This window comes from Nosocomiicoccus ampullae (assembly GCF_001696685.1).
In the GTDB taxonomy this organism is placed as follows: Bacteria; Bacillota; Bacilli; order Staphylococcales; family Salinicoccaceae; genus Nosocomiicoccus; species Nosocomiicoccus ampullae_A.
Window position 1 is genome coordinate 51,196 of the sequence record NZ_MBFG01000003.1, and the last position, 23,170, is coordinate 74,365.

Here is a 23,170-nt window from a genome sequence, read left to right on the forward strand (position 1 = left end):
ATTATTTTTCGTAGACGATTTTACCGTCGCAAATTGTCATGAAAATATCTGACTCTAATTCCTCACCAATAAATGGTGAGTTGCTTGCTTTAGATACGAATCCATCTTCAGTAATCGTCACGTTATCCTCTAAATCAATCACTGTTAAGTCAGCAGCTTTTCCTTCTTTAATCTCACCGCTATCTAAGTTAAAGACGTTACTTGGTTTAACTGTCATGAAATCTACAAGTTGTTGTAACGTGAATACACCTGTTTTAACGAGCTTCGTATAGAGTAATTGGAACGCATGTTCAATGCCGACAATTCCAAATGGAGCTTTCGCAACACCAGCTGCTTTTTCATCTTTATGATGAGGTGCATGGTCTGTTGCGATAAAGTCAATCGTACCGTCGAGCAGGCCTTCAATTAATGCTTCACGGTCATCGCTACCACGAAGTGGTGGGTTCATTTTGAAGTTTGGATCGAGTTCAGTAAAGTCACTTTCATCTAACACTAAGTGGTGTGGTGTCACTTCTGCTGTCACTTTAATGCCTGCACGTTTTGCGTCGCGAATGACACGAACTGATTCTTTTGTTGAAACGTGACATACGTGGTAATGGCACCCTGCTGCTTCAGCAAGTAATACGTCACGTGCAATTTGTGTTGACTCTGCAAGGCTTGGAATTCCTTCGACGCCGAGCCTTTCTGATACGTCACCTTCATGAACCGCACCAGTCCCTGCAAGTGAGTTATCTTCAGTATGTGCAACGATCGGCATATTAATCGCTGCTGCTTTTTTCATAGCTTCATACATAACTTTTGCTGTTTGGACACCGACACCGTCATCAGTAAATGCGAATGCACCGTGTGCTTTTAACCCGTCAAAGTCGACGAGCTTTTCTCCGCTTAACCCTTCAGTAATCGATACGTAAGGTAATACGCGAATGACTGCGTCACGCTCGATAATTTCGTTTACTTTGTCGAGTGTTTCAACGCTATCGATAATCGGATTTGTATTTGGCATCGGACATACTGTCGTAAATCCTCCACGTGCTGCTGCTAAAGATCCTGTTTTAATCGTTTCTTTATGTTCAAATCCTGGTTCTCTAAAGTGAACGTGAACATCGACGAGTCCTGGTGTTAATAACTTACCGTTTAAGTCGATTACGTCGTGACCTTCTTGCTCGATTGAATCCGCAATTTTTGTGATAATACCGTCTTCGATTAATACATCTTTTGTGATGAAGTCATTATCTAACAATAACTTCGCTTGTGTTAAAAGCACTAGATTTCTCTCCTTCAAGAACTCTTTCTAAAATACTCATTCTGATAAATACACCGTTTGCCATTTGTTCGAAGATAACACTCTTATCTCCTTCTACACATTCGTCAGTAATTTCTACACCGCGGTTCATTGGTGCTGGGTGCATTAAGATTGCATCATCTTTCATGCGTCGAACGCGTGCTTGGTTAATACCGTATCTTTGGTTGTACTCGATGTTTGATAATAACATTTTTCTGTCGTGACGTTCGTTTTGTACACGTAACATCATGACGACGTCACATACTTCAATCGCTTCGTCTAATTCCATGTAAGGCACTCCAAGTGAGTGATCTTGGTACTCTTCTGGACCTGAGAAGTAAACTTCTGCGCCCATTTTACGAAGTGCTGTTGCGTTTGATTTCGCTACGCGTGAATGGATGATGTCTCCAACGATTACGATTTTTAACCCGTGGATTCTACCGTGGTGTTCGTAAATTGTCATCATATCGAGTAGAGATTGTGATGGGTGACTTCCGCTTCCGTCTCCACCGTTTACGATTGGAATGTTAATGCCTTCTAATTGCTCGTAGTACTTATTATCAGGGTGTCTAATGACAAGTGCATCTACACCGATTGCTTCAAGTGTTTTACAAGTGTCGTATAACGATTCACCTTTTTGAACTGCTGATTGTGACACTTCAAAAGGAATTGCGTGCATACCAAGTCTAAATTCAGCCATTTCAAAGCTTGATTTTGTACGTGTTGACGTTTCAAAGAATAAGTTACATACCGTTTTGTCTGTGTCGAATTTTTTGTAGTCGCCTTTTTTGATTTCTTGTGCGCGTGTAATAATTTCGTAAATCTCTCTTGGTGATACGTTGTCCATTGATAATAAGTTTTTCATAGTATATGCCTCCGGTTTTAAGATTATTGTAGGAGTAGTTTTAGATTAAGAAATTGAAACCGAGTTTTCACCGTCGATTTCCTCGATTTTAACGACGACTTCTTCTTCTTTTCGTGTCGGAATGTTTTTACCGACGAAGTCTGGTCGTATCGGTAACTCTCTATGACCTCGGTCAACGAGTACTGCGAGTGAAATCGTCTTTGGTCTATGGTGGAACATAATTGCGTCTATTGCTGCTCGAATCGTTCGACCAGTTTGCATGACATCATCGACTAAGACGACGTGCTTATCATTTAAATCACTGTCAGTGTCTAACCCTTCAGTGTTTTCACTTCTCGCTGTGTCATCTCTAAAATTTTTAATGTCAATCGTACCGCCTGCAACCGCTTCTCCTTCGATTGTTTCAATCTTGTCTCGCATTCGGTTTGCAAGGTGCTCACCGCGTCTACGAATACCGAGTAGTACGACGTCACTACTTCCTTTATACCTCTCGAGTATTTCGTGTGACATTCTCGTTAAACTTCTATTGATTCCTTGTTCATCTAAAACAGTTCTTGCCATTTGGCATCCTCCTAATAATCATAAAAAAATACTCATGCCAAAGACATGAGTATACGCGTCAGTAAACTCGCACATAGTGCGAGTATTATATATATACGTTTCATCATGTCTTTTTGGCCTCACGGGACCAATTTTAAAGACACATAAGTATTTAATTATGTTGCTTATTATAATAGTCTTATTTAAACTATTTGTCAACATAATCCATTAACTTTTTTCTAAACGTAATTCTTCTAATACTGTTTTAAATTGTACTGGTAATTCAGATGAAAAACTCAGTCGCTCTTTCGAAACGGGATGCGTAAAGCCAATAGTTTTCGCATGTAGTAATTGTCCATCTGTATCGAATTTTGTCTTTCTTCCGTATACGGGATCTCCAACGATTGGATACCCAATATAATCCATATGAACACGAATTTGGTGTGTACGACCCGTCTCTAAAATCGCTTCGATTAACGTGTATCCATTAAAACGTTCTAATACGTTAAAATGCGTCACCGCATCTTTTCCATCGTCGACGACAGCCATTTGTTGACGCTTTTCTTTGTTACGTCCTATCGGTGCGTCAATTGTTCCTTTGTTATGTGGAATTTCACCGTGAACGAGTGCAACGTATCGTCGGTCGACAGTTTTATCTTTTAACTGTTCACTTAAATCGCGATGTGCAACATCGTCTTTAGCAACCATTAACAGTCCACTCGTATCTTTATCGATTCTATGAACGATACCTGGGCGATACTCTCCATTAATGCCTGAAAGTGAATCGAGTGCATACATTAAACCGTTGACGAGCGTATTACTTTTATGTCCAGCTGACGGATGAACAACCATCCCGGACGGTTTATAGACGACTGCGACACTATCATCTTCATATACGATATTTAAATTTAAATCTTCAGGTGTAATATCGACATCTTCTACTTCACGCTCAAACACTTCAATCACGTCACCGAGTTTTACCTTATAGTTCGGTTTCACTTCGTCACCATTGACGATAATATTACCTTCTTTTAAACGGTTCTGAATTTCAGTACGAGAACTATTTTCGACGTAATCAAGTAGTAGTTTGTCGATTCGTACGTTGACATCTTTTTCTTCGGTTTTAATTTTCACTTTGTTCACCACGCTCTGTAAAGAATTGAAATAGCATGAGTATGACTCCAATTGTTAAACTTGAATCTGCAACATTAAATATCGGGAAGTCATATGAGAAAATCATCGTATCGATCATATCGACCACTTCTTGAAATAATACACGGTCGATAAAATTCCCTAATGCTCCTGCAATTAGCATTGTCAGTGATATTTGTAATAGTAAATCATCCGTCGCTTCTTTTTTATAAAAATATACCAACATAATAATGACGAATACGGTAATGATGTAGAAGAGCCACATTTTACCTTGTAACATGCCCCACGCTGCGCCACTATTTCTATGTGACGTGATCGATAAGAAGTTTTGGATGATTGGTATCGATTCCCCGTAGTCCATAAATTTAACTACGAGGAATTTTGTAATTTGGTCAAGCGCCAATATACCGATACCGAAAATACTCATCGGAATAATTCGATAGTTTTTCATCGTCTCACCTAGTTTTCTCCAACAACAGTACGGCAACGATCACAAATATCATCTTTACCGCTCACGAGGTTTGCGTCTGTTTTATAGTTCCAGCAACGTGCACATTTTTCACCTTCAGCATGCTCTACTTTAACTGTCGTGTTTTGATATGCTGTACCGTCTGTTAACTCATCGACGATTTCAACTTGCGAAACGATAAAGAGCTGTGTGAACTCTGAATTGATGCTGTCTTTTGTTAATCCTTCAGGTAATGTTAACGTCACTTTCGCATCGAGTGATTTACCGATGACTTTTTCGTTACGTGCCACTTCTAACGCTTTATAAACGTCATCACGTACCTCCATAATTTGTGCCCACTGTTCTAATACTTTCTCATCGACATCTTCTTTGTCGCTAAAGTGTGTTAAGTGGATACTTTCAGCTGTACGGTGTGGTGTATGGTCGTAAATATCTTCTGCAGTGTGAACGAGCACTGGTGCTAACACTTTTGTTAAATCTTCTAAAATACGGTGTAACACTGTTTGTACACTACGTCTTACTAAAGAATCTTCTTTTTCGATATATAAAATATCTTTTGCATAATCTAAGTAGAAGTTTGATAAGTCTACGTTGATGAAGTTCTGTAATGACTGGTAAATCGTAATGTAGTTATATGCGTCGTAGTTGTCTCTCGTTTCGTTATAAAACTTACTAAATTTGTTGTACATATATTTATCGACGTCGTATAAATCGTCATATGCAACTTTGTCTGTTTCAACGTTAAAGTCGCTTAAGTTTCCGAGTAGGAATCTCATCGTGTTACGGATTTTACGGTATACGTCTGACACTTGTTTTAAAATGTCGTCAGAAATACGTATGTCTTCTTCAAAGTCACTTGAGAATGCCCATAGACGAATGATGTCTGCACCCATTTGGTTCATAATTTTCGTTGGATCTACAACGTTACCGAGTGATTTCGACATCTTCTTACCTTCTCCGTCCATGACGAATCCGTGTGATAATAACTCTTTGTATGGTGATACTCCGCGCGTTGCGACACTTGTAATAAGTGAAGAGTTGAACCAACCTCTATATTGGTCAGAACCTTCAAAGTATAAGTCTGATGGATACGTTAAGTAATCTCTATAATCGAGTACCCCTCTATGTGTTGACCCAGAGTCGAACCACACGTCCATAATATCTGTTTCTTTTTCAAACGTACCGTTTGGAGAACCTTCGTGCGTAAATCCTTCTGGTAATAAGTCTTTTGCATCCCATTCAAACCAAACGTTACTTCCGTGTGTTTCAAATAGAGTTGCAACGTGTTCCATTACTTCAGGGTCGACGATTGCTTCACCATTTTCAGCATAGAAGAATGGAAGTGGTACACCCCAAACACGTTGACGTGAAATGACCCAGTCTCCGCGGTTTTTAATCATGTTATACATACGTTCTCTATTCCACTCAACTTGGAATTTCGTGTTGTTAAGTGCTTCTAGAATTTCTTCACGTACGTTTTCGATTGACGCAAACCATTGTGGTGTTGCACGGAAGATTACCGGTGTTTTAGAACGCCAGTCATGTGGATACGAGTGCGTAATGAACTGTAGTTTAACTAATGCGCCTGCTTTATCTAAGTCTTCACCGATTACTTTGTTTGCATCGTCATAGTATAACCCTTCATATTTGCCCGCTTCTTCAGTAAATACACCTTTGTTATTTACTGGAGATAAAATTTCAAGATCATATTTTTGTGCAACTTTATAGTCGTCATCCCCGTGACCAGGTGCTGTATGGACAAGTCCAGTACCGCCGTCAGTCGTTACGTGATCTCCTAAAATAACGAGACTCATACGATCAAATAATGGGTGTTTTGCTTCGACGCGTTCGATTTCAGAACCTTTAAATTCTTTCGTACGAGTAACTTTTTCTTTCTCCCACTCAACAACTTCTAAATACGTGTCAAGTAATTCTTCAGCAATAACGTACGCTTCACCTTCATAATCAAACTGTACATAATTCAATTCAGGATGAACAGCGATTGCTAAGTTTGAGGGAATCGTCCACGGAGTTGTCGTCCAAATGACTAAGTTTACGCCTTTTTCAATTACGTCATTACCGTTTTCTACTTTGAACGTCACGTAAATTGACGGTGAACGCTTGTCTTTATATTCAAGTTCCGCTTCAGCTAAACTCGATTCTGATACAGGTGACCAGTACACTGGTTTTTTACCACGGTAAATTAAGCCACGCTCCACCATATCTTTTAAGACACGTACTTGTGATGCTTCAAATTCTGGTTTATATGTTAAATACGGGTTATCCCACTCTCCGTCGATACCCATACGCATAAATCCTGTCATTTGACCTTGTACTTGTTCGTTTGCGAATGCTTCACATTTTTTACGGAATTCACTCACTGACATTTTGTTGCGGTCGACACCTTTATTTGTCAGTGCTTGCTCGATTGGTAAACCGTGCGTATCCCATCCAGGTACATATGGTGTGTAATATCCTTGCATTTGTTTGTTACGGTTAATGATATCTTTTACGATTTTATTTAACGCGTGTCCCATATGAATCGCACCGTTAGCATATGGTGGTCCGTCGTGTAATACGAACGGTTCATTCCCTTTATTTAATTCCAATTTTTTATTATATAAATCCATTTCGTGCCAGCGTTTTTGCATTTCTGGCTCTTTTTGTGTTAATCCGCCGCGCATTTTAAAATCCGTATGCGGCATAAGTAGCGTGTCTTTGTAATCCATTCTTATATTTCCTCCTAATAAATTAAAAACTCTTTACAAGTCAAAAAGGGACGATTTCACCGTGTTACCACCCTAATTGACTCATAAAGAGCCCACTCATTTATATATTTATATAATTATCATATTAGTGATATCAATATATTTATTTTCTAGAGCTTTCACCGTCCTCTAGTCGCTTTAAAAAAGTCAATATATTGCGTGTCTAATACATTAATAACATTATGCAAAAATTTCAGACTATTGTCAAACCATATTGAAACTAGTCTTCATACACTAAAACTTCGATTCTCGACTTCCCTTTTCTCGTTTCATGAATAAACTCACTCACGATAAATCTTCCAAAACCTCTCACACTGATTACGTCTTCAAGTTCGACTTGGAAACTCGGATCTGTCACGAGTGCATGGTTGACTTTAACTTTCTCTCGCGTGATACGATTTTTACTTTTTGCACGTCCTTCTTTTAACACTTCTGATACGATCACATCTAAACGAAACGATGAGACGATTATCGAATGTTTCGTCGTATTCGAGACTGCGCTTAAAAATTCATCGTTAGGAATTTTAACGAGTTCGATCGGTGCGTTTTTTATCGTCGTAAGTTCTGATTTAAATAAATCAAAGAAGTTTTTATCGATCGCAAATTGTATATGATCTGAAAGAATAATGTCACCGAGTTTACTACGGTCGACGCCGACATTCATCATCGCACCTAAAATATTACGATGTGTGAGCGTCACAAATTTTTCTGGATAATGTAACTCTACCGTCTCAATTTCAAAATCATCTCGAGAGACTTCTAACATTTCTGGAACGAGTAAGACACGTTTGCGTTCGTGGTTATCTTCACTACCCCCACCGTAATATTCAATTTTTATATCAGGGAAACGTCCGCTAATACTTTCGATAATTTTACGTTCTCTTGGATCAGTAAAATCGAGTAATACAGGATAATAATCTCTCGACGCGATTTCAAATTTACTATAGTAAAAAGTAATCTTTTCTTTTTCTTCTTGTCTAAAATGTTGAAATAGGGATTCCATAATATAACTCCTAATGGCGAAATAAAAAAGAGATATTGTAACAATATCTCTTACATTAACATATTATATAACGATACAAATATTTGACGCATACCAAAGTTAAATAACTGGAATATAATAATTAAAAAGATCGGTGAAATATCGATCATACCACCGATTGGTGGAATTATATTTCTCAGCGGTGAAAGTAACGGTTCATATATTTTACCGAGTAACTCACCAAATGATGACTCTCTTAAACCTGGAATCCAACTAGATAGTATGTAAATGATGAATCCCCAAGTAAAAATTGGCCATAATATCGAATATATTTTAACTACTGTTGTCAGTATATTTATCGCTGTTGATTGGTCCACAGTAAAAACTCCTTACATTAAGTCAGAGTCATTTTTCTCCGAAATAACACCTTCGACACCAACAGAGTTTGGTGTACATAAGAAAATGTCAGCTCCAACTTTTTGAATATCGCCTTCTAAAGCATACACTGTTCCACTTAAAAAGTCGATAATTCTCTTTTTGGATACTTTATCGAGTTTTGATAAGTTCACAAGTGCTGTTTGATTACTTTTTAATTGATCCGCGATATCTTGAGTTTCACCAAATACATATGGTTCAAACAGACATACTTTTGTATTAATTTTACTCATGTCAACGTTTCCCCCTTGTTTTACTACTGGCTCACTCACTTCACGGTGCTCTCTTGCCTCAATTTTCGGTTTACGGCTTCTCTTTGTTTTTTCAGAAAAATCGACTGCTGTGACTTTACTTTTCTTTTCTACTTTTGGCTGTTCTTTAACTTCAGCTTCTTGCTTTGGTTCTGTTTCAATTTCATCCATATCTTCAGATTCGATTACGAATAAATCTTTTAAAAATTGAAGAGCCATTTGAATCACCTATTTTCCCATAATTTTACTACCGAGTCTAATAAATGTCGCACCCTCTTCAAGTGCAATTTTATAGTCGTTACTCATTCCCATACTTAACTCAGTAATATCTTTAAATTCCTTTTGTAAATCATCTCTAAGTTCTCTTAACTGTTTAAACACATTTCTAATTTCTTCAACGTTGTCTGTTTCAGGTGCCATCGTCATGAGCCCGATCACTTTAACGTGATCATATTTTGATACTTTCGTAACAAAATCTTTGACGTCTTCAGGTTTTAAACCATGTTTCGTCTCTTCTCCTGACACATTTACCTGTATAAAACATTTTACATCATGCGAGCTATATTGTTCAATACGTTTCGCGATAGATTCTCGCTCTAATGAGTGTAAGTAATATAGATTATCTATGACATCTTTAACTTTTCTCGATTGAAGTGTTCCGATAAAGTGCATATTCGCATCCTGAGGAAGTGCGGCTCTTTTTTCGTTAAATCCTTCAATTCTATTCTCTCCAAAATCTCTCACGCCTGCGTCGTATGCTTCTAGCGCATCTTCAACAGTATGATATTTAGTCACAGCGATAATCGTCGCTTGATTATTGACTTCTTCTTTTACTTTTAAATAATTATCTTTATTCAATTATAATCTCCTTCCAATAAACCCTAAAGCACGTCCCGTCGGTTGATCATCTAATCGATATGAAAAGAATTCCTCACTTTCCGTACCGATTGGTGTGACGTGAATGTTCGATTCTTTTATACCGTAATCGAGTGCTTGGTGTTTATTTGCAGTTTTTAAATCGAGTAAAAATTTATCGTTACCTAATGGAGTCACTGCTTCTTTAGCCACTAAAAATGAATCGTTGACGACCGCATCATCGACTTCATAATAATCACCGTTAATCGCAACTCCAATGACGACGCGTAGATCATCGATATCTCCGTCGTATTGATCTAAAAGGTTTTTTAATACGTTCCCACGCGTTCCCTTCCATCCTGCATGCGCTAAGCCTAAAAAGCTATTCGCTACGCTGTACACATAAATCGGTGTACAGTCTGCGTAATTCATACCGAGTACGATATTTCTTTCATATGTATATAGAGCGTCTATACCATATATGTTATTTGTTAACGCATCTACATTTGTCCCGGCATCCGCTTTTTTTACTTCATACACTTTGTTTTCATGCGTTTGAATTGGGATCACGAAATCTGAACGTTCAAATCCGATTTCTTCACTTAAAAGTTGTTGATGGTGGTGTACATTGTCCGGATTATCTCCGATATATAGCGCCATATTAAATGCATTTCTTGGATAGTCGCTTTGACCGTTTGTACGTTTCGTATACCCAAACACTAAATCGTCTGAACTGTATCCTACATAATGATTATAATTTTTAAACACGCGTATCTATCTCCTAATAGACAAAAACGGAGATATTGATGTCAATATCTCCGTGAGTGAATGTCTTATCTTCTACGACTACGACGACCTCTAATAAATGATGGTACGTCTGGCTCGTTATCTAATGAAGATTTTCTATCAGAGCTATCAAATGATTGTTCAGAATTTGAACGATCATCTAAGTTGATGAATGAATCTTCTCTTTCTTTTTCTTCGAATGAAGGTGCTTGTCTACGTTCTTGTTGAACTGGACGTTCAGGACCTCTTGATACTGACTTTTCGTTAAAGCCTGTTGCGATAACTGTAATTACTAGCTCATCTTCAAGCTCAGGGTTGATTACTGTACCGAAGATCATGTTTACATCTTCGTCTGCAGCGTCTTGAACGATGTCCGCAGCTTCTTGAGCTTCGAATAGTGATAAGTTTTCGCCACCAGTGATGTTCATTAACACACCTTGTGCACCGACGATTGAAGTTTCAAGTAATGGACTTGAGATTGCTTTTTTAGCCGCTTCAACCGCACGGTTTTCACCACTTGCGACACCGATACCCATTAATGCAGAACCTTTGTCTGTCATAATCGTCTTAACGTCCGCAAAGTCTAAGTTTACTTCACCGCTTACGCTGATGAGGTCTGAAATACCTTGAACCCCTTGACGTAATACGTTATCCGCTTCTTTAAATGCTTCCATCATCGGTGTTGATTTGTCAACGATATCGAGTAATCTGTCATTTGGGATAACGATTAATGTATCTACAGCAGCTTTCATTTGTTCTACACCTGCAGCTGCTTGTGTTTGACGTTTTCTACCTTCAAAAGAGAATGGGCGTGTTACAACACCAACTGTTAAAGCTCCCATTTCTTTTGCGATTTTCGCAACGACTGGTGCTGCTCCAGTACCAGTTCCGCCACCCATACCAGCAGTGACGAATACCATGTCCGCACCTTGGATTGCGTCTTCAATTTGTTCACGTGATTCTTCTGAAGCTTTTTTACCAATTTCAGGGTTCGCTCCAGCACCTAAACCACGTGTTAATTTTTCTCCGATTTGGATTTTAGATTCTGCTTTTGATAAGTTTAAAGCTTGTCCGTCTGTGTTAACTGCAATAAATTCAACGTTTTGCATACCTTCATCGATCATTCGGTTTACTGCGTTGTTTCCTCCGCCACCGACACCGATTACTTTAATAGATGCTTGATGGTTAAAACCAGTTTCAAATTCTAACATCTCACCATATCCTCCCAAATTTTAATTACTCAAATAAATTCTTAAATACTTTTTTCATAAATCCACCAAAGTCAGATTTCTCTTTTTCTTTTGGCGGGGCATTTTTAACATCTGACGTCTCAACGATTTCACGTTCGTAATCGTCATGTTCGTCTTCTTCGTATCGGTCGTCGTCTGACTCATATTCAACGTCTTCTTCGACTTCAACACTTTGATTTTTCTCTTTTCTTTCTCTAAATAGAGAAGGGAAAATCGACTGTTTTTCTTCTTCTACAATTGGTTCGTTGTCATCTCTGTCATAATCATCTTCATGATTATCAATTGTAACATAATCGAGGAGTTCATCAAAACGAATACCGCTTTCAACTGTAGCGATTGCACTCGTGAATTCAGGTTTTCTCGCACCCATTTGTGTTGGGATATGAACGCGTACTTTTTCAGAAACAATATCGAGTAGTAAATCTCTAATTCCTCTCATGTTTGCAGTACCACCTGTAATGACGAATCCACCGCTAATATCGTCGATATTCGCTTCACCGAGTTCTCTAAAGATTTCCATAAACATATCTTCAAGAGTCACTTCGATGACGTCAGATAAGTCTTTCGCACTCACTTCTACGTCTTTATCACCGTTGTTTTGTGGGAAGACGACGCGTTCACCTTCTGGTGCTCTTTCGTAAAATGCGTGACCATATTGCTCTTTTGCACGGTTTGCATAATGGAAGTCTGTATTAAACTCTCTCGCAATGACTTCAGTAATCGTGTTACCACCTGCAGGGATAACACCTGCATATTTTAACGATCCATCTTTATAGTATGCGTACTGTGTTAAGTCAGCTCCGATATCCATAACGACTGCGCCGAGTTCAATTTCAGCCTCTGTTAAAATATGTGAGTAGTTATATGCGTCTGAAGTGACGTCTACGATATCTAGACCTGCTTCTGCCGCACAGTTACCCATGTTTAAGAATAACGTACGATCTACAGCGATGATACCAGCTTTCACAGTGAGACTTTCTCTAGCGATAATCCCTTTTGGATCTTCGACTTCATGTAAATCGTCAACGACAAATGACACAGGGAATACTGTGACAATTTCTTGATCTGTTGAAATTTCTTTAAAGCGAATATTTTCAAGTAATTCTTCGATGAGTTCTCCATCGATTTCTGTATCTTTACCAGAGAATCTTAACGTTTCTGTTGTAAATATGACATCAGAATTCGTTATTGGAACTTTTAAAAATACTTCGTCAATATCTATATTTGCTATTAGTTCTGCTTTTTTCACTGTATCTATAATTCCACTTTTAGCGAGATCAAAATCTCGAATCATACCCTTTGATACGCCATCAGTGAAGGTTTGGCCAGTACCAATAATATTTACACCATCGTGAAATTTCTCTCCAATCACGATTTTAACACTCGAGGACCCTACATCTAGGGCAACATAATATTGTTCCTTCACCTGAATGCCTCCCAATCTTTTCAGAATAATCTATCCTATAGTTTACCTTAAATAAAGCGAATTGTGAACTAAATCAGTTAAATAAATGAAACTTTTCACTAATCTGTTGATGTTTCGATTTTTTCAAGTGATTTCTTAATCACATCTAGGCTTTCGTTTATATCTTCGATATAAGGTACATGTCTTGGAATACTTGACATGTCGCGCTTCACACGCCTTGCTTCTTCAGTATTATACGGAATAAACGCATTACTCACTTCTAAATCGATAATCCCCTCATTATCTCCAATAGATTCGCGCATTCCATTAAAGTAATTGATCTTTTCACCAAATGTCGTATAGTCTGCGATAATTTCCTGACCGTTATTCATAAGTACTTGAATTCTCGTATATGATTCATCATACGGTCGATAATATATCTCAGATATCATTCGTAACATCTCTGGATTGACATCGTTTAAACTATCGACAAGTGCGTCGAACTCTTTACCTTCAAAGAAATGGATAATCGGTGCATCTACAGGTTCCATATGAAATCCTCTTAATACGCGTTTATTTTCGAGTACTGGATAATAGTTTCGGTTGCTTTCAATAAAACCAACGACGTTATGTTCTTTAACATTTATAATGACTTTATTTGGCCATTCACGTTCGATGTCAATTGACTGTATAATCGGTAACACTTTTACTTTATCTTCAGATTTATTTGACTGAAGCAAGTACATTTTTTGTCCTGTGTCTATACCGCTTCTATCTAGTATTTCTTTGTCGGTGATGTTTTCATTACCGACAATTTCAATTTCTTTAATATCAGATAGACTGGATATTAAATATGTAGCTATCGTAATTAAAACGAGCGCAATTCCAATAAAAAATATAAGTTTTTTATAATTTAAATTTGGCAGTGATAACTGTGGCTTTTTAACCGATTTAAATCGCTCTTTTAGCGTCTCTTTTTCATCTTCTTCAGACTCATATTCTATTGAAGGTGCATCTTTTTCTTCATCGCGATAGTCTTCAATTAAAGATGGATCTAACGTGTCATCGTCACTCTTTGCCACTTCGTCTTGCTGTAGTTTTATAACACCTTCCTGAACGAGCGCTTCTATGACTTCAAGTTCCGTTTTAAATGAGGGGACATCGTCAGTGTGTGTATGCTTCTTATCTTTTTTAGTCGTACAATTCTTTTTTAACTTCTTTTTTAAATCATCTACGTTAAAATCTTCACTCATCGTGTCCCCTCCTTTTTATAATTGATGAACTGCTTCTTTAAAATGTCTGCCACGCGTTTCAAAATCAGGATACTGATCCCAACTCGCACACGCTGGTGAAAATAGCACTTTGTCTCCAGCATTACCATGTGTTTTGACAATGTCGACAGCTGTGAATGGATTATCTGTTTCAATCACTTCGATATTGTTTTCATTTAAAAATTGTTTTAGCTTTTCTTTCGTTTCACCAAATACGATACCAAGTTTTACATGCTTTAAATGTGGAAGAAGTTCTTTGAAATCTTGTCCACGGTCTAATCCACCAGCGATCCAAATCGTCGGCGTATTAAAGCTATCTAATGCAAATGTCGTCGCGAGCGCGTTCGTCGCTTTTGAATCGTTATAAAATCTCATGCCGAGTTTTTCATCGACGAATTCCATACGGTGCTCGATACCTTTAAACGTCGTTAAAACATATTTCATATGCTCGATCGGTACATTTTTTAAATGTGCAACGAGTAAACTTGCAAGGATATTCTCTAAGTTATGTGGACCTTTTAACAGAATCTCTTCGATATTTATTATTTTTTTACCAAAAACATATATCCAATTATCTTTTACATATGCATCTGCTTCCTCATCGATACTGAAGAAGTAAACGTTACTCTTCACATCTTTATGTTCGACAAAATGTCTTTGAGATTGATTAAATATAGCAATGTCCGTGTCTGTCATATTTTTCATAAGAGATAGTTTCGCTGATTGATACTCATTTAAATCTTTATGATAATCGAGATGCGCTTCATATATGTTTGTAAATACTGCGATATTCGGTCTAAACGTATCGATGCCCATTAACTGAAAACTAGACAATTCCATTACGAGTTCGTCTGACTGTTCTTCAAGCGCCGCTTGGCTTGCTGGATATCCGATGTTCCCGCATAAAATTGAAGTACGGTTTCCGTCAGTGAGAAGTCTACCAACGAGTTCTGTTACCGTCGTTTTTCCGTTCGTTCCGGTAATACCAATAATCTCATTATTTGTGATTAAATACGCAAGTTCTACTTCAGTAATAATTTTAATATTGCGTTTTAAAGCTTCCTGTAAAAAAGGAATCGTATACGGAATACCTGGATTTTTAACGATCAACTCTGTGTCGTTTAATAGATGCTCTGGATGATGACCATCGACGACTTTCACATTCATTTGTTTTAAATGATTTATAACACTCTCTTCAACGAGTACTTCACTCGTAGTAAGTGTGATATCTGCGCCGAGTTTAAACAGTGCTTCTATCGCACTACGACCACTTCGTCCGTATCCTAAAACGAGCACTTTCTTATGTTTAAATGATTCGATTTCTTTCATAACTTAGCCTCCGATTAAAATACCAATTAGACCAAAAACTAAACCGACGAATGAAAATACGAATACAATTTTACGTTCATTCCATCCAGACAATTCAAAGTGGTGGTGAATCGGTGTCATTTTAAATACACGTTTACCTGTTGTTTTAAATGATACGACTTGTATAATGACGGATGCTGTTTCGATGACGAATACGATACCGATTAAAAGAAGTAATAAACTGTTGTTTAACATAATCGATACGATACCGACAATCCCACCGAGTGCTAAAGATCCAGTATCTCCCATAAATACCTTCGCTGGATATTTGTTAAATAGTAAAAATCCGAGTTGTGCTCCAATTAGTATCGATAAAAATAAAATAATTTCTTTTTCTGAATGTAACCACGCAATGGCTAAAAATGCACCGTTCGCAATAATCGTCGTACTTGTTGATAACCCGTCTAAACCGTCCGTTAAGTTTACAGCGTTACTAAAACCAACGAGCCAGAATACGATCCAAACGATGAAAAACACACCGAGTGGAATTGTAATATCTGTCATTGGTATCGAAACACCAAGCTCAATAGAAGGTACGAATTTCATCATAATGAAAAAGACGATAATTGACACGACTACTTGTGCCAGCGCTTTTTGCTTAGATGTTAATCCTCTATTATCTTTTTTTACAACGATGATGTAATCGTCAATAAAACCAATTAACCCAAATCCTAGCGTTACGATGACGAGGATGAGTAATTTCGAAACGTCTTCAACGAAGAACATACATATTATCGATAACACGACCGTTACAGAAATAAATGAAATACCACCCATTGTCGGTGTGCCTGTTTTCGCTAAATGACTTTCCGGACCTTCCTCACGAATTGCTTGGCCAAATTTTAATTGTTTTAATTTTGGTATCATCATTTTCATTAATGTTGCAGACAATATAAATGAAATGATTAATAATATAATACTCATCGTTACCTCCTAATTGTTTGGGTCTTTCATTTGTAACGTAAAGTTGACTTTTTGTTTATCTCCAAGTGGTTCACCTGGTTTAATCGTTTGTGCTGTGACGTAACCTTCACCTTTAAAGTTCGATTTGAGTCCTAAATAGTCCATGATGAGTAATGCGTCACGCTTAGAAAACCCACGTAAGTCCGGCATCGTACGTTCACCATCTGTGACGATGACGAGCACTTCAGACGGCAACATTTCTTCATTTTTTGGATAATAGTCTTCAACTTTCGTTCCTTCACCGACATACACTTGTTTTAATAAATCATTTTGTAATACGTCGACGTCTTCAATGTTTTGACCTGTAATGTCTTCCATTTTAATCGTTTTAATTTCTTGACTGTTTTGAACGTCTTTAACGTCTAAATATTTCAGTGAGCGTTCCATTAACGGATTAAATCCTCTCGACACACCGAAGTCCCATGTCTCACTTTTATTTTTTGATGCGCGTTTAATACCGTAATAGACGATAATTCGTGGATCTTCAACTGGTGCATATCCGATAAATGACGTTATAAATTCATACTCTCCTGTTAAATATCCGCCCGTTTTTTCGTCATACATTTGTGCTGTACCAGTTTTACCTGTGACTTGATAATCATCGAGCGCGTACATACTGTTTATATCTAACGAACCTGCGACGAGTGTGCTCATTTCTTCCATCGTTTTCTCGGCTGTTTCTTTACTAATGACTTGTCCGAGATTACGTTCTTGACCTCGATATATTTCTTCGTTCGTTTCTGGATCGACAACTGACTGAACGACGTATGGTTTTTTCATCATCCCGTCGTTTAGTAACGCAGTAAATCCTTGAATCATTTGAATTGGAGTTACACTAATCGTTTGTCCAAACGAACTCGTCTTTTGTTGGAGTTCATTGTCCCACACGATTTGACCACTTGCTTCTGTATTAAATTCTGATTTCGTAGGTGTCCCAAATCCAAATGACTGATAATATTCGAGCATCTTTTTAGGTCCGACTGAATCGAGTAAATCCATCATTAGAGTGTTCGAAGAATATTGTAACCCTTCGTTATAAGTAATTGTACCCCAACCCGACTTTTCCCAGTCGTAAATCGTCGCATCCATCACTTGTCTATTCCCAGTCGTGTAGTACTGATTTGGATCATACTTACCTTCTTCAATTGCTGCCGCTAACGTAAATACTTTAAACGTACTTCCTGGCTCGAATTGATATTCGTAAAGCATATTTAACCAGCTTGTTCCGAAACCTTCTCGAGTATCTGGGTTAAATGAAGGACGTTGACCTGCACCTAAAATTTCGCCTGTTTTTGCATCTGCAACAAAAGCAAATAACTCTTCAGGTTCGAAGTGTTCTTGCATATCATCTAATGAGTCTTCTAAGTAAAGTTGTATGTTAGAATCAATCGTTAATTCAACGTCTAACCCATCGACCGCTTCTTCACTTTCCATCGTTCCAGGAACGATATAGTTCCAACTATCGACGTTATAATCTTTAAAGCCGTCTTTTCCAGTTAATTCTTTATTGTATTCTTTTTCAATACCTACAGCACCATTCATATCTCCGTCTTCATTTAACTCAGCCATTCCAATTAAATGTGAAGCAAACACTCCGTTAGGATACGAGCGTTTGACAACAGGAGTAAAAACAATTCCTTTTAATTCTTTCTCTTCTACTAATCTTTTTGCTTTATAATCGATATTTCTTCCTTTACTACCGAATTCAACTTGATATCTATTATTTTTAATACCATCATCGATTACCTTTAAAATTTCTTTTTCTTCCATATTCATAATTTCAGATAAGACTTTTGCTACTTCGTTTTTATCTTCGATATGATTATCAAAATCTTGTCCGACGATGACCGCGATATTATAAGCTTCCGTATCTCTTGCTAAAACATTCCCATCGCGGTCAGTAATTTTACCACGTTCAGCACGGTTAACGGTGTGACGTTCATATTTACTGCGCGCTTGATCTTTTAAATTGACGTCATCCACATTTTTAAACAACATAATCGTAATGATATTAAAAACGAGTAAAGCAAAAAACACTCCTAAACTAATATAAATCAGGAGTGTAATAATCGGTATTGAAAAAGTAAATTGATTTTTACGTCGCTGTTTTAACGACTTAAAGATATTAGACTTAAAATTACTTTTCATACTTCCTAACAACCTTTACATTATCATTGTTTGGTTTTAGCCCAAGTTCATTTGCTTTTTGATAAATGCGTTCGTATGAAGATAAATGTGTAACTTCTGTTGTTAGTTCGTCTATCTCTTTTTCTGTAGCGTTAATTTCGTAGTTGATTTGAGATATTTCTCTCTCATATTCATGCGCTTCTAATTTTGTGTTGAGTACAAATACTACTGCTGCCGATAAAACAATCATTAAAGCGACATATAACAGAAGCTCATTTAACTTCAGACTTACAAGGTAGCGTTTTTTCTTTGGCGCTACGTTATGTACATGATTTTGTTGTGTGTGTTCTTTTTGAACTGTTTGTCTTACGCGTGCTGCTTCCATGGTTTCACTTCCCTATCACTTTAACTTTTCTGCGATTCTAAGTCTAGCGCTACGTGCACGACTATTATTTTCAAGTTCTTCGTCACTCGCTAGTATCGGCTTTTTATTGACTCTTTTTAAAATTGGCTCGTATCCTTCAGGGATAATCGGCATGTTTTTAGGTAGTTCGGGTCCGCGTTCATACTCTAAATAAATTTGTTTACAAATTCTATCTTCGAGTGAGTGGAACGTAATGACCGAGACTCTACCACCTTTTTCTAACAATTCGATCGCATCTTGTAAGCTATTTTCAAATACTTCAAGTTCGTTATTTACCGCGATTCGTAATGCTTGAAAGACTCGGCGTGCTGGATGACCTTTCATGCGTTTAAACTTCTCAGGAATTTTCGATTTAATTAAGTCGCTTAACTCTGTCGTCGTTTCAATTGGTTTTTCCGCACGTCGTTTTTCGATTTCACGTGCGATTTGTTTTGAGAATTTTTCTTCACCGTATCTAAAGAAAATGCGTACGAGGTCGTCATAGCTATATGTATTTACAATTTCATAAGCATCTAGACTTTGTGTTTGATCCATTCTCATGTCGAGTCGTGCTGTTTTCGAATGTGAAAAACCACGTTCGACTAAATCTAATTGTGGACTCGATACGCCTAAGTCATATAAAATGCCATCGATTTTTTCGATGCCAAGTTTATTTAATTCTTCTTTTAAATATTTAAAATTCCGATGAACGAGCGTTAATCGGTCGTCATTAAATTTTTCTTTAGCGTGATTAATTGCAAGAATATCTTGGTCAAATGAAATCACTCGACCTGTCGTTAATTGATCAAGTAAATAAGATGTATGTCCGCCACCACCGAGTGTAGCGTCTACATAGATGCCGTCTGGTTTAATGTTTAAACCGTCAATTGTCTCTTTTAATAATACTGTGTCATGTTTAAACATTTTTTCACCCTCTTATAAATCAAAATCAATTAAGTCTTCTGCAATCATTTCAAAGTTATCTGCTGAATCACTGTAGAAATCGTTCCAGCTGTCTGTATCCCAAATCTCCACACGATCCGAAACACCGATGACTGTACACGATTTACTTAAATCTGCGTAGTCTCTTAAATGTTGTGGGATATTTACACGTCCTTGCTTATCGACGTCAACAATCGCTGCGCCAGAAAAGAATAGTCGTGTAAAACGTCTTGCATCACGTTTTGTGAGTGGTAGTTGTTTTGTCTTTTGTTCAATCGCTTTAAAATCGTCGACTGTATAACAAAATAAGCATTTATCTAATCCACGAGTAATGACAAATTGCGCTTGTAATTCATCTCGAAATTTACTCGGGACGATCATGCGTCCTTTAGCGTCTAAATTATGTTGATACTCGCCAATAAACACTCGAACTACCTCCTCCCACCTACTATATTAATAATTTACCATATTCTACCACTTTCCACCACTTTCTTCTTAAAAAATTGTAAAAAAAGAACGGCTCAACTTTTTGAGCCGTTTTTAAGGGTTAATCCATAATAATGATTAACTGATCCGTATAAGTTAATGGTGTAAAATCAATGAACGCATTTGAAAATACTGCTGGGTGGAACGTTCGTTCTTGCAGTACATTTTTCGGAAGTAATAACATTAGAAGTTCATCTAATTGATTGAGTTTATTTCTCACTTGTCGTTTGACATCGTATTGATATTTTCGTTCTAAATAATCGACTTCTTTTAACATACGAGATTCGTTAATATCGATGAGTGTCTTTTCATGTTTAGTTTCAGTTACGTCTCCAAGAGACTCATAGTGTTGTTCGATCACGTCTTTTAGATTTTGAATACGCTGTAACAACTGTTCATTAGTCGATTTATCTATTAGTTTATCTTTTTCTTTTTCAATATGTTCAAGTAAATTCGGTGTTAACGATAAATCGTATTCGTTTAATCGTTTTTCTAATTGTGGTGGAACGTGGAGGAAAGACATACGTTTTAAGACGATCGGCATTTCTCTATCCATTACTTTAAATACTTCGTGAAGTTCTCCCCAATATTTTACTTCTGCGCCTCCACCTAAAAAGACAATTGTATTAAATAGTAACTCCTGCATTAGCGGTCGTGTGACGACGTTGTTACTAAATGTTTCTGGTGATTCATTTAAATAGTTTAACAACTCTTCTTTCGTATATGTTTTGTCTTCAGTTTTAAAGACGTCACCGTCACGGTGAAGTAGCTCTCTGTTCGATTCAGAATGAATAAATAAATGAACATTCGTGTCCGTTTGAATCGTCGGGCTGATATCGAAGTGTTGATTAAATGACTGTTGACCAGATCTAAACGCTGCGTCAATTTCCTCTGATTTTTCGATTATTCGTTGAAAAATCTCTTTTTCTAACTGTCTAACGTCTTTGCTGTGCGCATTAAATATGAGTAAGCCATGCTCACTGAACACTTTATTTGTTAGTGCTGTAAAGAGCTCTGACCAGAATGTGTGCGCATTAATTTCTCGTTCGATTGTATTTTTAATTTCGATATTTTGCTTTCTGTCCTCTGTATAATTAAATACTTCATCGAGAACGTCTAACATTTCTTTTTTATCGTATTCATAAAAGCCGATACTCATTTGTATATCGAGATTTGGTTTATATGACACTTTTTTAATACGTTTATGCAAACTATCGTAAACGTGAGTATGGTTAATTTCATCGTAATCGTGATCTTCAGACGCGACCCAAAATACAGGTACCGCGTCGTAATTCACTTTTTCCTTAATATCTTTTACGACGACTAAAATCGAAATCACTTTATGCAAAATATATGCTGGACTGCCAAACAGACCTGCTTGTTGTCCGCCGATGACGACTTTATGGCCATTTTTTAATTTTTTAATATTATTTCTTTGACTTTCTGTAAGATCACCAACAATTTCGAGCATATCTTTTTCGATTATAGACGCGAGTCTTTCTGTATGTTCATGTGGTGCTCTTTTAATTAATCGATGAAGCGATTCATCATCAAACTTATTATGATGAAAGAACTTATAATCCTCTTCGCTTATACAGTGAATGTCATCATTAAATTCATCATTAAACAGATACCTCATAATGTGTCTCCTTACAATCGTCATAGTTAAATAAAATTATATGGAATTTATCCGTATGACACAAATAAATAGTTTATAAATAAAAAACATGGACATTTCTATGTCCATGTTAGTTGTTTACAACTTCTGCACCGTTATATGACCCACAGTTCGGGCAAACGCGGTGTCTTAATTTCATTTCTCCACACTCAGGGCACTCAACCATTCCTGGTGCACTTAACTTAATGTGTGTACGACGTTTATTTTTACGAGTTTTCGAAGTTCTTCTTTTAGGTACTGCCATTGCTAATCCTCCGTTTCGTCTGTTTTAAACAGCGTTTCTAATTTTTTTAATCTTGGGTCTACAGGCTTATCTTTTTCGTACGCTTCGATACTGCCGTAGACATTCCAATTATCAGTGTTTGATGAGTCCGGTAATTCATTACTTTCAGAATACACTTCAGGAATGCTAACATTTATTAACTCACGAATGACTGGTTCTAAGTCGAGCTCATGTAGCACCGGATGTAATGACGGATCCTCTAGCTTTTCATCCGCTTCAAGCGTCTCATCATACGTTTCAAACGAATTTACGCTTAAATCGTAAAAAACATCCTCTCCAGAACGACTATCAACCATTTTAACACGTGCCTGAATTGTTATGTCGACATAAAATTCATGACCACTATTTTTGATTGAGCCTTCTGTGAAAATATCACTTACATCTAGAACGTCTTGACGATTCGAAACATCTTCAAGTGATAAGTGTTCTTCAAAAGTAAATGCGGTATTTTGAAACTTTCTGAGTTCCGATAATGACCACTTCATATTTACCCACCTCTTATAAGCACAACAAACATTCTACCGATTTTCAGTGAAAGTGTCAAGTTATTTTCTTAACATATCACCGAATAAAATTAAGATTTATTATCTATTTTGATATAATGATATC

At 37.1% G+C, this 23,170-nt stretch carries 22 protein-coding genes and 1 pseudogene; all 23 read right to left on the reverse strand.

Annotation, left to right across the window (positions count from 1 at the left end):
- Position 1: 1 nt before the first annotated feature.
- On the reverse strand, positions 2 to 1,264 hold the full coding sequence (locus BBS29_RS02875; protein ID WP_068128864.1) for a dihydroorotase: 1,263 nt from the start codon (positions 1,262 to 1,264) through the stop codon (positions 2 to 4).
- Positions 1,230 to 2,147 carry an aspartate carbamoyltransferase catalytic subunit gene (locus tag BBS29_RS02880; RefSeq protein ID WP_068128866.1) on the reverse strand — a complete coding sequence of 306 codons (918 nt, stop codon included), beginning with the start codon at positions 2,145 to 2,147 and terminating at the stop codon, positions 1,230 to 1,232. Before BBS29_RS02880 ends, BBS29_RS02875 begins: the two co-directional genes overlap by 35 nt.
- 45 nt (positions 2,148 to 2,192) lie before the next feature.
- Positions 2,193 to 2,708 carry a bifunctional pyr operon transcriptional regulator/uracil phosphoribosyltransferase PyrR gene (gene pyrR, locus BBS29_RS02885; protein ID WP_040929229.1) on the reverse strand — a complete coding sequence of 172 codons (516 nt, stop codon included), beginning with the start codon at positions 2,706 to 2,708 and terminating at the stop codon, positions 2,193 to 2,195.
- Between the two features lie 207 nt (positions 2,709 to 2,915).
- Positions 2,916 to 3,830 carry an RluA family pseudouridine synthase gene (locus BBS29_RS02890; RefSeq protein ID WP_068128974.1) on the reverse strand — a complete coding sequence of 305 codons (915 nt, stop codon included), beginning with the start codon at positions 3,828 to 3,830 and terminating at the stop codon, positions 2,916 to 2,918.
- The gene (gene lspA, locus BBS29_RS02895; RefSeq protein ID WP_068128868.1) at positions 3,811 to 4,290 is read right to left on the reverse strand and encodes a signal peptidase II; all 480 of its coding nucleotides are present in this window, start codon (positions 4,288 to 4,290) and stop codon (positions 3,811 to 3,813) included. The genes BBS29_RS02890 and lspA overlap by 20 nt, the downstream gene beginning before the upstream one ends.
- Positions 4,291 to 4,298: 8 nt before the next feature.
- Complete coding sequence (ileS, locus tag BBS29_RS02900) at positions 4,299 to 7,037, reverse strand: isoleucine--tRNA ligase (protein ID WP_068128870.1); 2,739 nt, start codon at positions 7,035 to 7,037, stop codon at positions 4,299 to 4,301.
- 259 nt (positions 7,038 to 7,296) lie between these two features.
- Complete coding sequence (locus BBS29_RS02905) at positions 7,297 to 8,079, reverse strand: YlmH family RNA-binding protein (protein ID WP_068128872.1); 783 nt, start codon at positions 8,077 to 8,079, stop codon at positions 7,297 to 7,299.
- A gap of 50 nt (positions 8,080 to 8,129) precedes the next feature.
- Positions 8,130 to 8,435 (reverse strand): YggT family protein, encoded by a 306-nt coding sequence (locus BBS29_RS02910; protein WP_083286890.1) that lies wholly within the window; start codon positions 8,433 to 8,435, stop codon positions 8,130 to 8,132.
- A gap of 12 nt (positions 8,436 to 8,447) precedes the next feature.
- Complete coding sequence (locus tag BBS29_RS02915; protein ID WP_068128875.1) at positions 8,448 to 8,963, reverse strand: cell division protein SepF; 516 nt, start codon at positions 8,961 to 8,963, stop codon at positions 8,448 to 8,450.
- A 9-nt stretch (positions 8,964 to 8,972) separates the two neighbouring features.
- Positions 8,973 to 9,602, reverse strand: a complete 630-nt coding sequence (locus tag BBS29_RS02920) for a YggS family pyridoxal phosphate-dependent enzyme (RefSeq protein ID WP_068128877.1) — start codon at positions 9,600 to 9,602, stop codon at positions 8,973 to 8,975.
- Complete coding sequence (locus BBS29_RS02925) at positions 9,603 to 10,367, reverse strand: polyphenol oxidase family protein (protein WP_084778796.1); 765 nt, start codon at positions 10,365 to 10,367, stop codon at positions 9,603 to 9,605.
- A 274-nt stretch (positions 10,368 to 10,641) separates the two neighbouring features.
- Positions 10,642 to 11,596: pseudogene (gene ftsZ / locus BBS29_RS02930) on the reverse strand (cell division protein FtsZ); the annotation flags it as partial.
- 25 nt (positions 11,597 to 11,621) lie between these two features.
- The gene (gene ftsA / locus BBS29_RS02935; RefSeq protein WP_068128883.1) at positions 11,622 to 13,061 is read right to left on the reverse strand and encodes a cell division protein FtsA; all 1,440 of its coding nucleotides are present in this window, start codon (positions 13,059 to 13,061) and stop codon (positions 11,622 to 11,624) included.
- Positions 13,062 to 13,159: 98 nt separating this feature from the next.
- The gene (locus BBS29_RS02940; RefSeq protein ID WP_068128885.1) at positions 13,160 to 14,293 is read right to left on the reverse strand and encodes a cell division protein FtsQ/DivIB; all 1,134 of its coding nucleotides are present in this window, start codon (positions 14,291 to 14,293) and stop codon (positions 13,160 to 13,162) included.
- A gap of 15 nt (positions 14,294 to 14,308) precedes the next feature.
- A complete protein-coding gene (murD, locus tag BBS29_RS02945) occupies positions 14,309 to 15,640 on the reverse strand; it encodes a UDP-N-acetylmuramoyl-L-alanine--D-glutamate ligase (RefSeq protein WP_068128886.1) in 1,332 nt (443 codons plus the stop codon).
- Between the two features lie 3 nt (positions 15,641 to 15,643).
- The gene (gene mraY / locus BBS29_RS02950; protein WP_068128889.1) at positions 15,644 to 16,603 is read right to left on the reverse strand and encodes a phospho-N-acetylmuramoyl-pentapeptide-transferase; all 960 of its coding nucleotides are present in this window, start codon (positions 16,601 to 16,603) and stop codon (positions 15,644 to 15,646) included.
- A 9-nt stretch (positions 16,604 to 16,612) separates the two neighbouring features.
- Entirely contained in the window at positions 16,613 to 18,790 is a 2,178-nt protein-coding gene (locus BBS29_RS02955; protein WP_179853825.1) for a penicillin-binding transpeptidase domain-containing protein, read from the reverse strand.
- Complete coding sequence (gene ftsL / locus BBS29_RS02960) at positions 18,780 to 19,154, reverse strand: cell division protein FtsL (protein ID WP_068128891.1); 375 nt, start codon at positions 19,152 to 19,154, stop codon at positions 18,780 to 18,782. The genes BBS29_RS02955 and ftsL overlap by 11 nt, the downstream gene beginning before the upstream one ends.
- A gap of 15 nt (positions 19,155 to 19,169) precedes the next feature.
- Positions 19,170 to 20,096: a 16S rRNA (cytosine(1402)-N(4))-methyltransferase RsmH gene (gene rsmH / locus BBS29_RS02965; RefSeq protein WP_068128892.1), complete on the reverse strand. Its 927-nt coding sequence runs from the start codon at positions 20,094 to 20,096 to the stop codon at positions 19,170 to 19,172.
- 12 nt (positions 20,097 to 20,108) lie between these two features.
- Positions 20,109 to 20,540 (reverse strand): division/cell wall cluster transcriptional repressor MraZ, encoded by a 432-nt coding sequence (gene mraZ / locus BBS29_RS02970; RefSeq protein WP_068128894.1) that lies wholly within the window; start codon positions 20,538 to 20,540, stop codon positions 20,109 to 20,111.
- 121 nt (positions 20,541 to 20,661) lie between these two features.
- A complete protein-coding gene (gene bshC / locus BBS29_RS02975; RefSeq protein ID WP_068128896.1) occupies positions 20,662 to 22,239 on the reverse strand; it encodes a bacillithiol biosynthesis cysteine-adding enzyme BshC in 1,578 nt (525 codons plus the stop codon).
- A gap of 109 nt (positions 22,240 to 22,348) precedes the next feature.
- Positions 22,349 to 22,522, reverse strand: coding sequence for a 50S ribosomal protein L32 (rpmF, locus tag BBS29_RS02980; RefSeq protein ID WP_040929246.1), 174 nt, complete (start codon positions 22,520 to 22,522; stop codon positions 22,349 to 22,351).
- Positions 22,523 to 22,524: 2 nt separating this feature from the next.
- Positions 22,525 to 23,046, reverse strand: a complete 522-nt coding sequence (locus tag BBS29_RS02985; protein ID WP_040929247.1) for a YceD family protein — start codon at positions 23,044 to 23,046, stop codon at positions 22,525 to 22,527.
- Positions 23,047 to 23,170 lie beyond the last annotated feature (124 nt).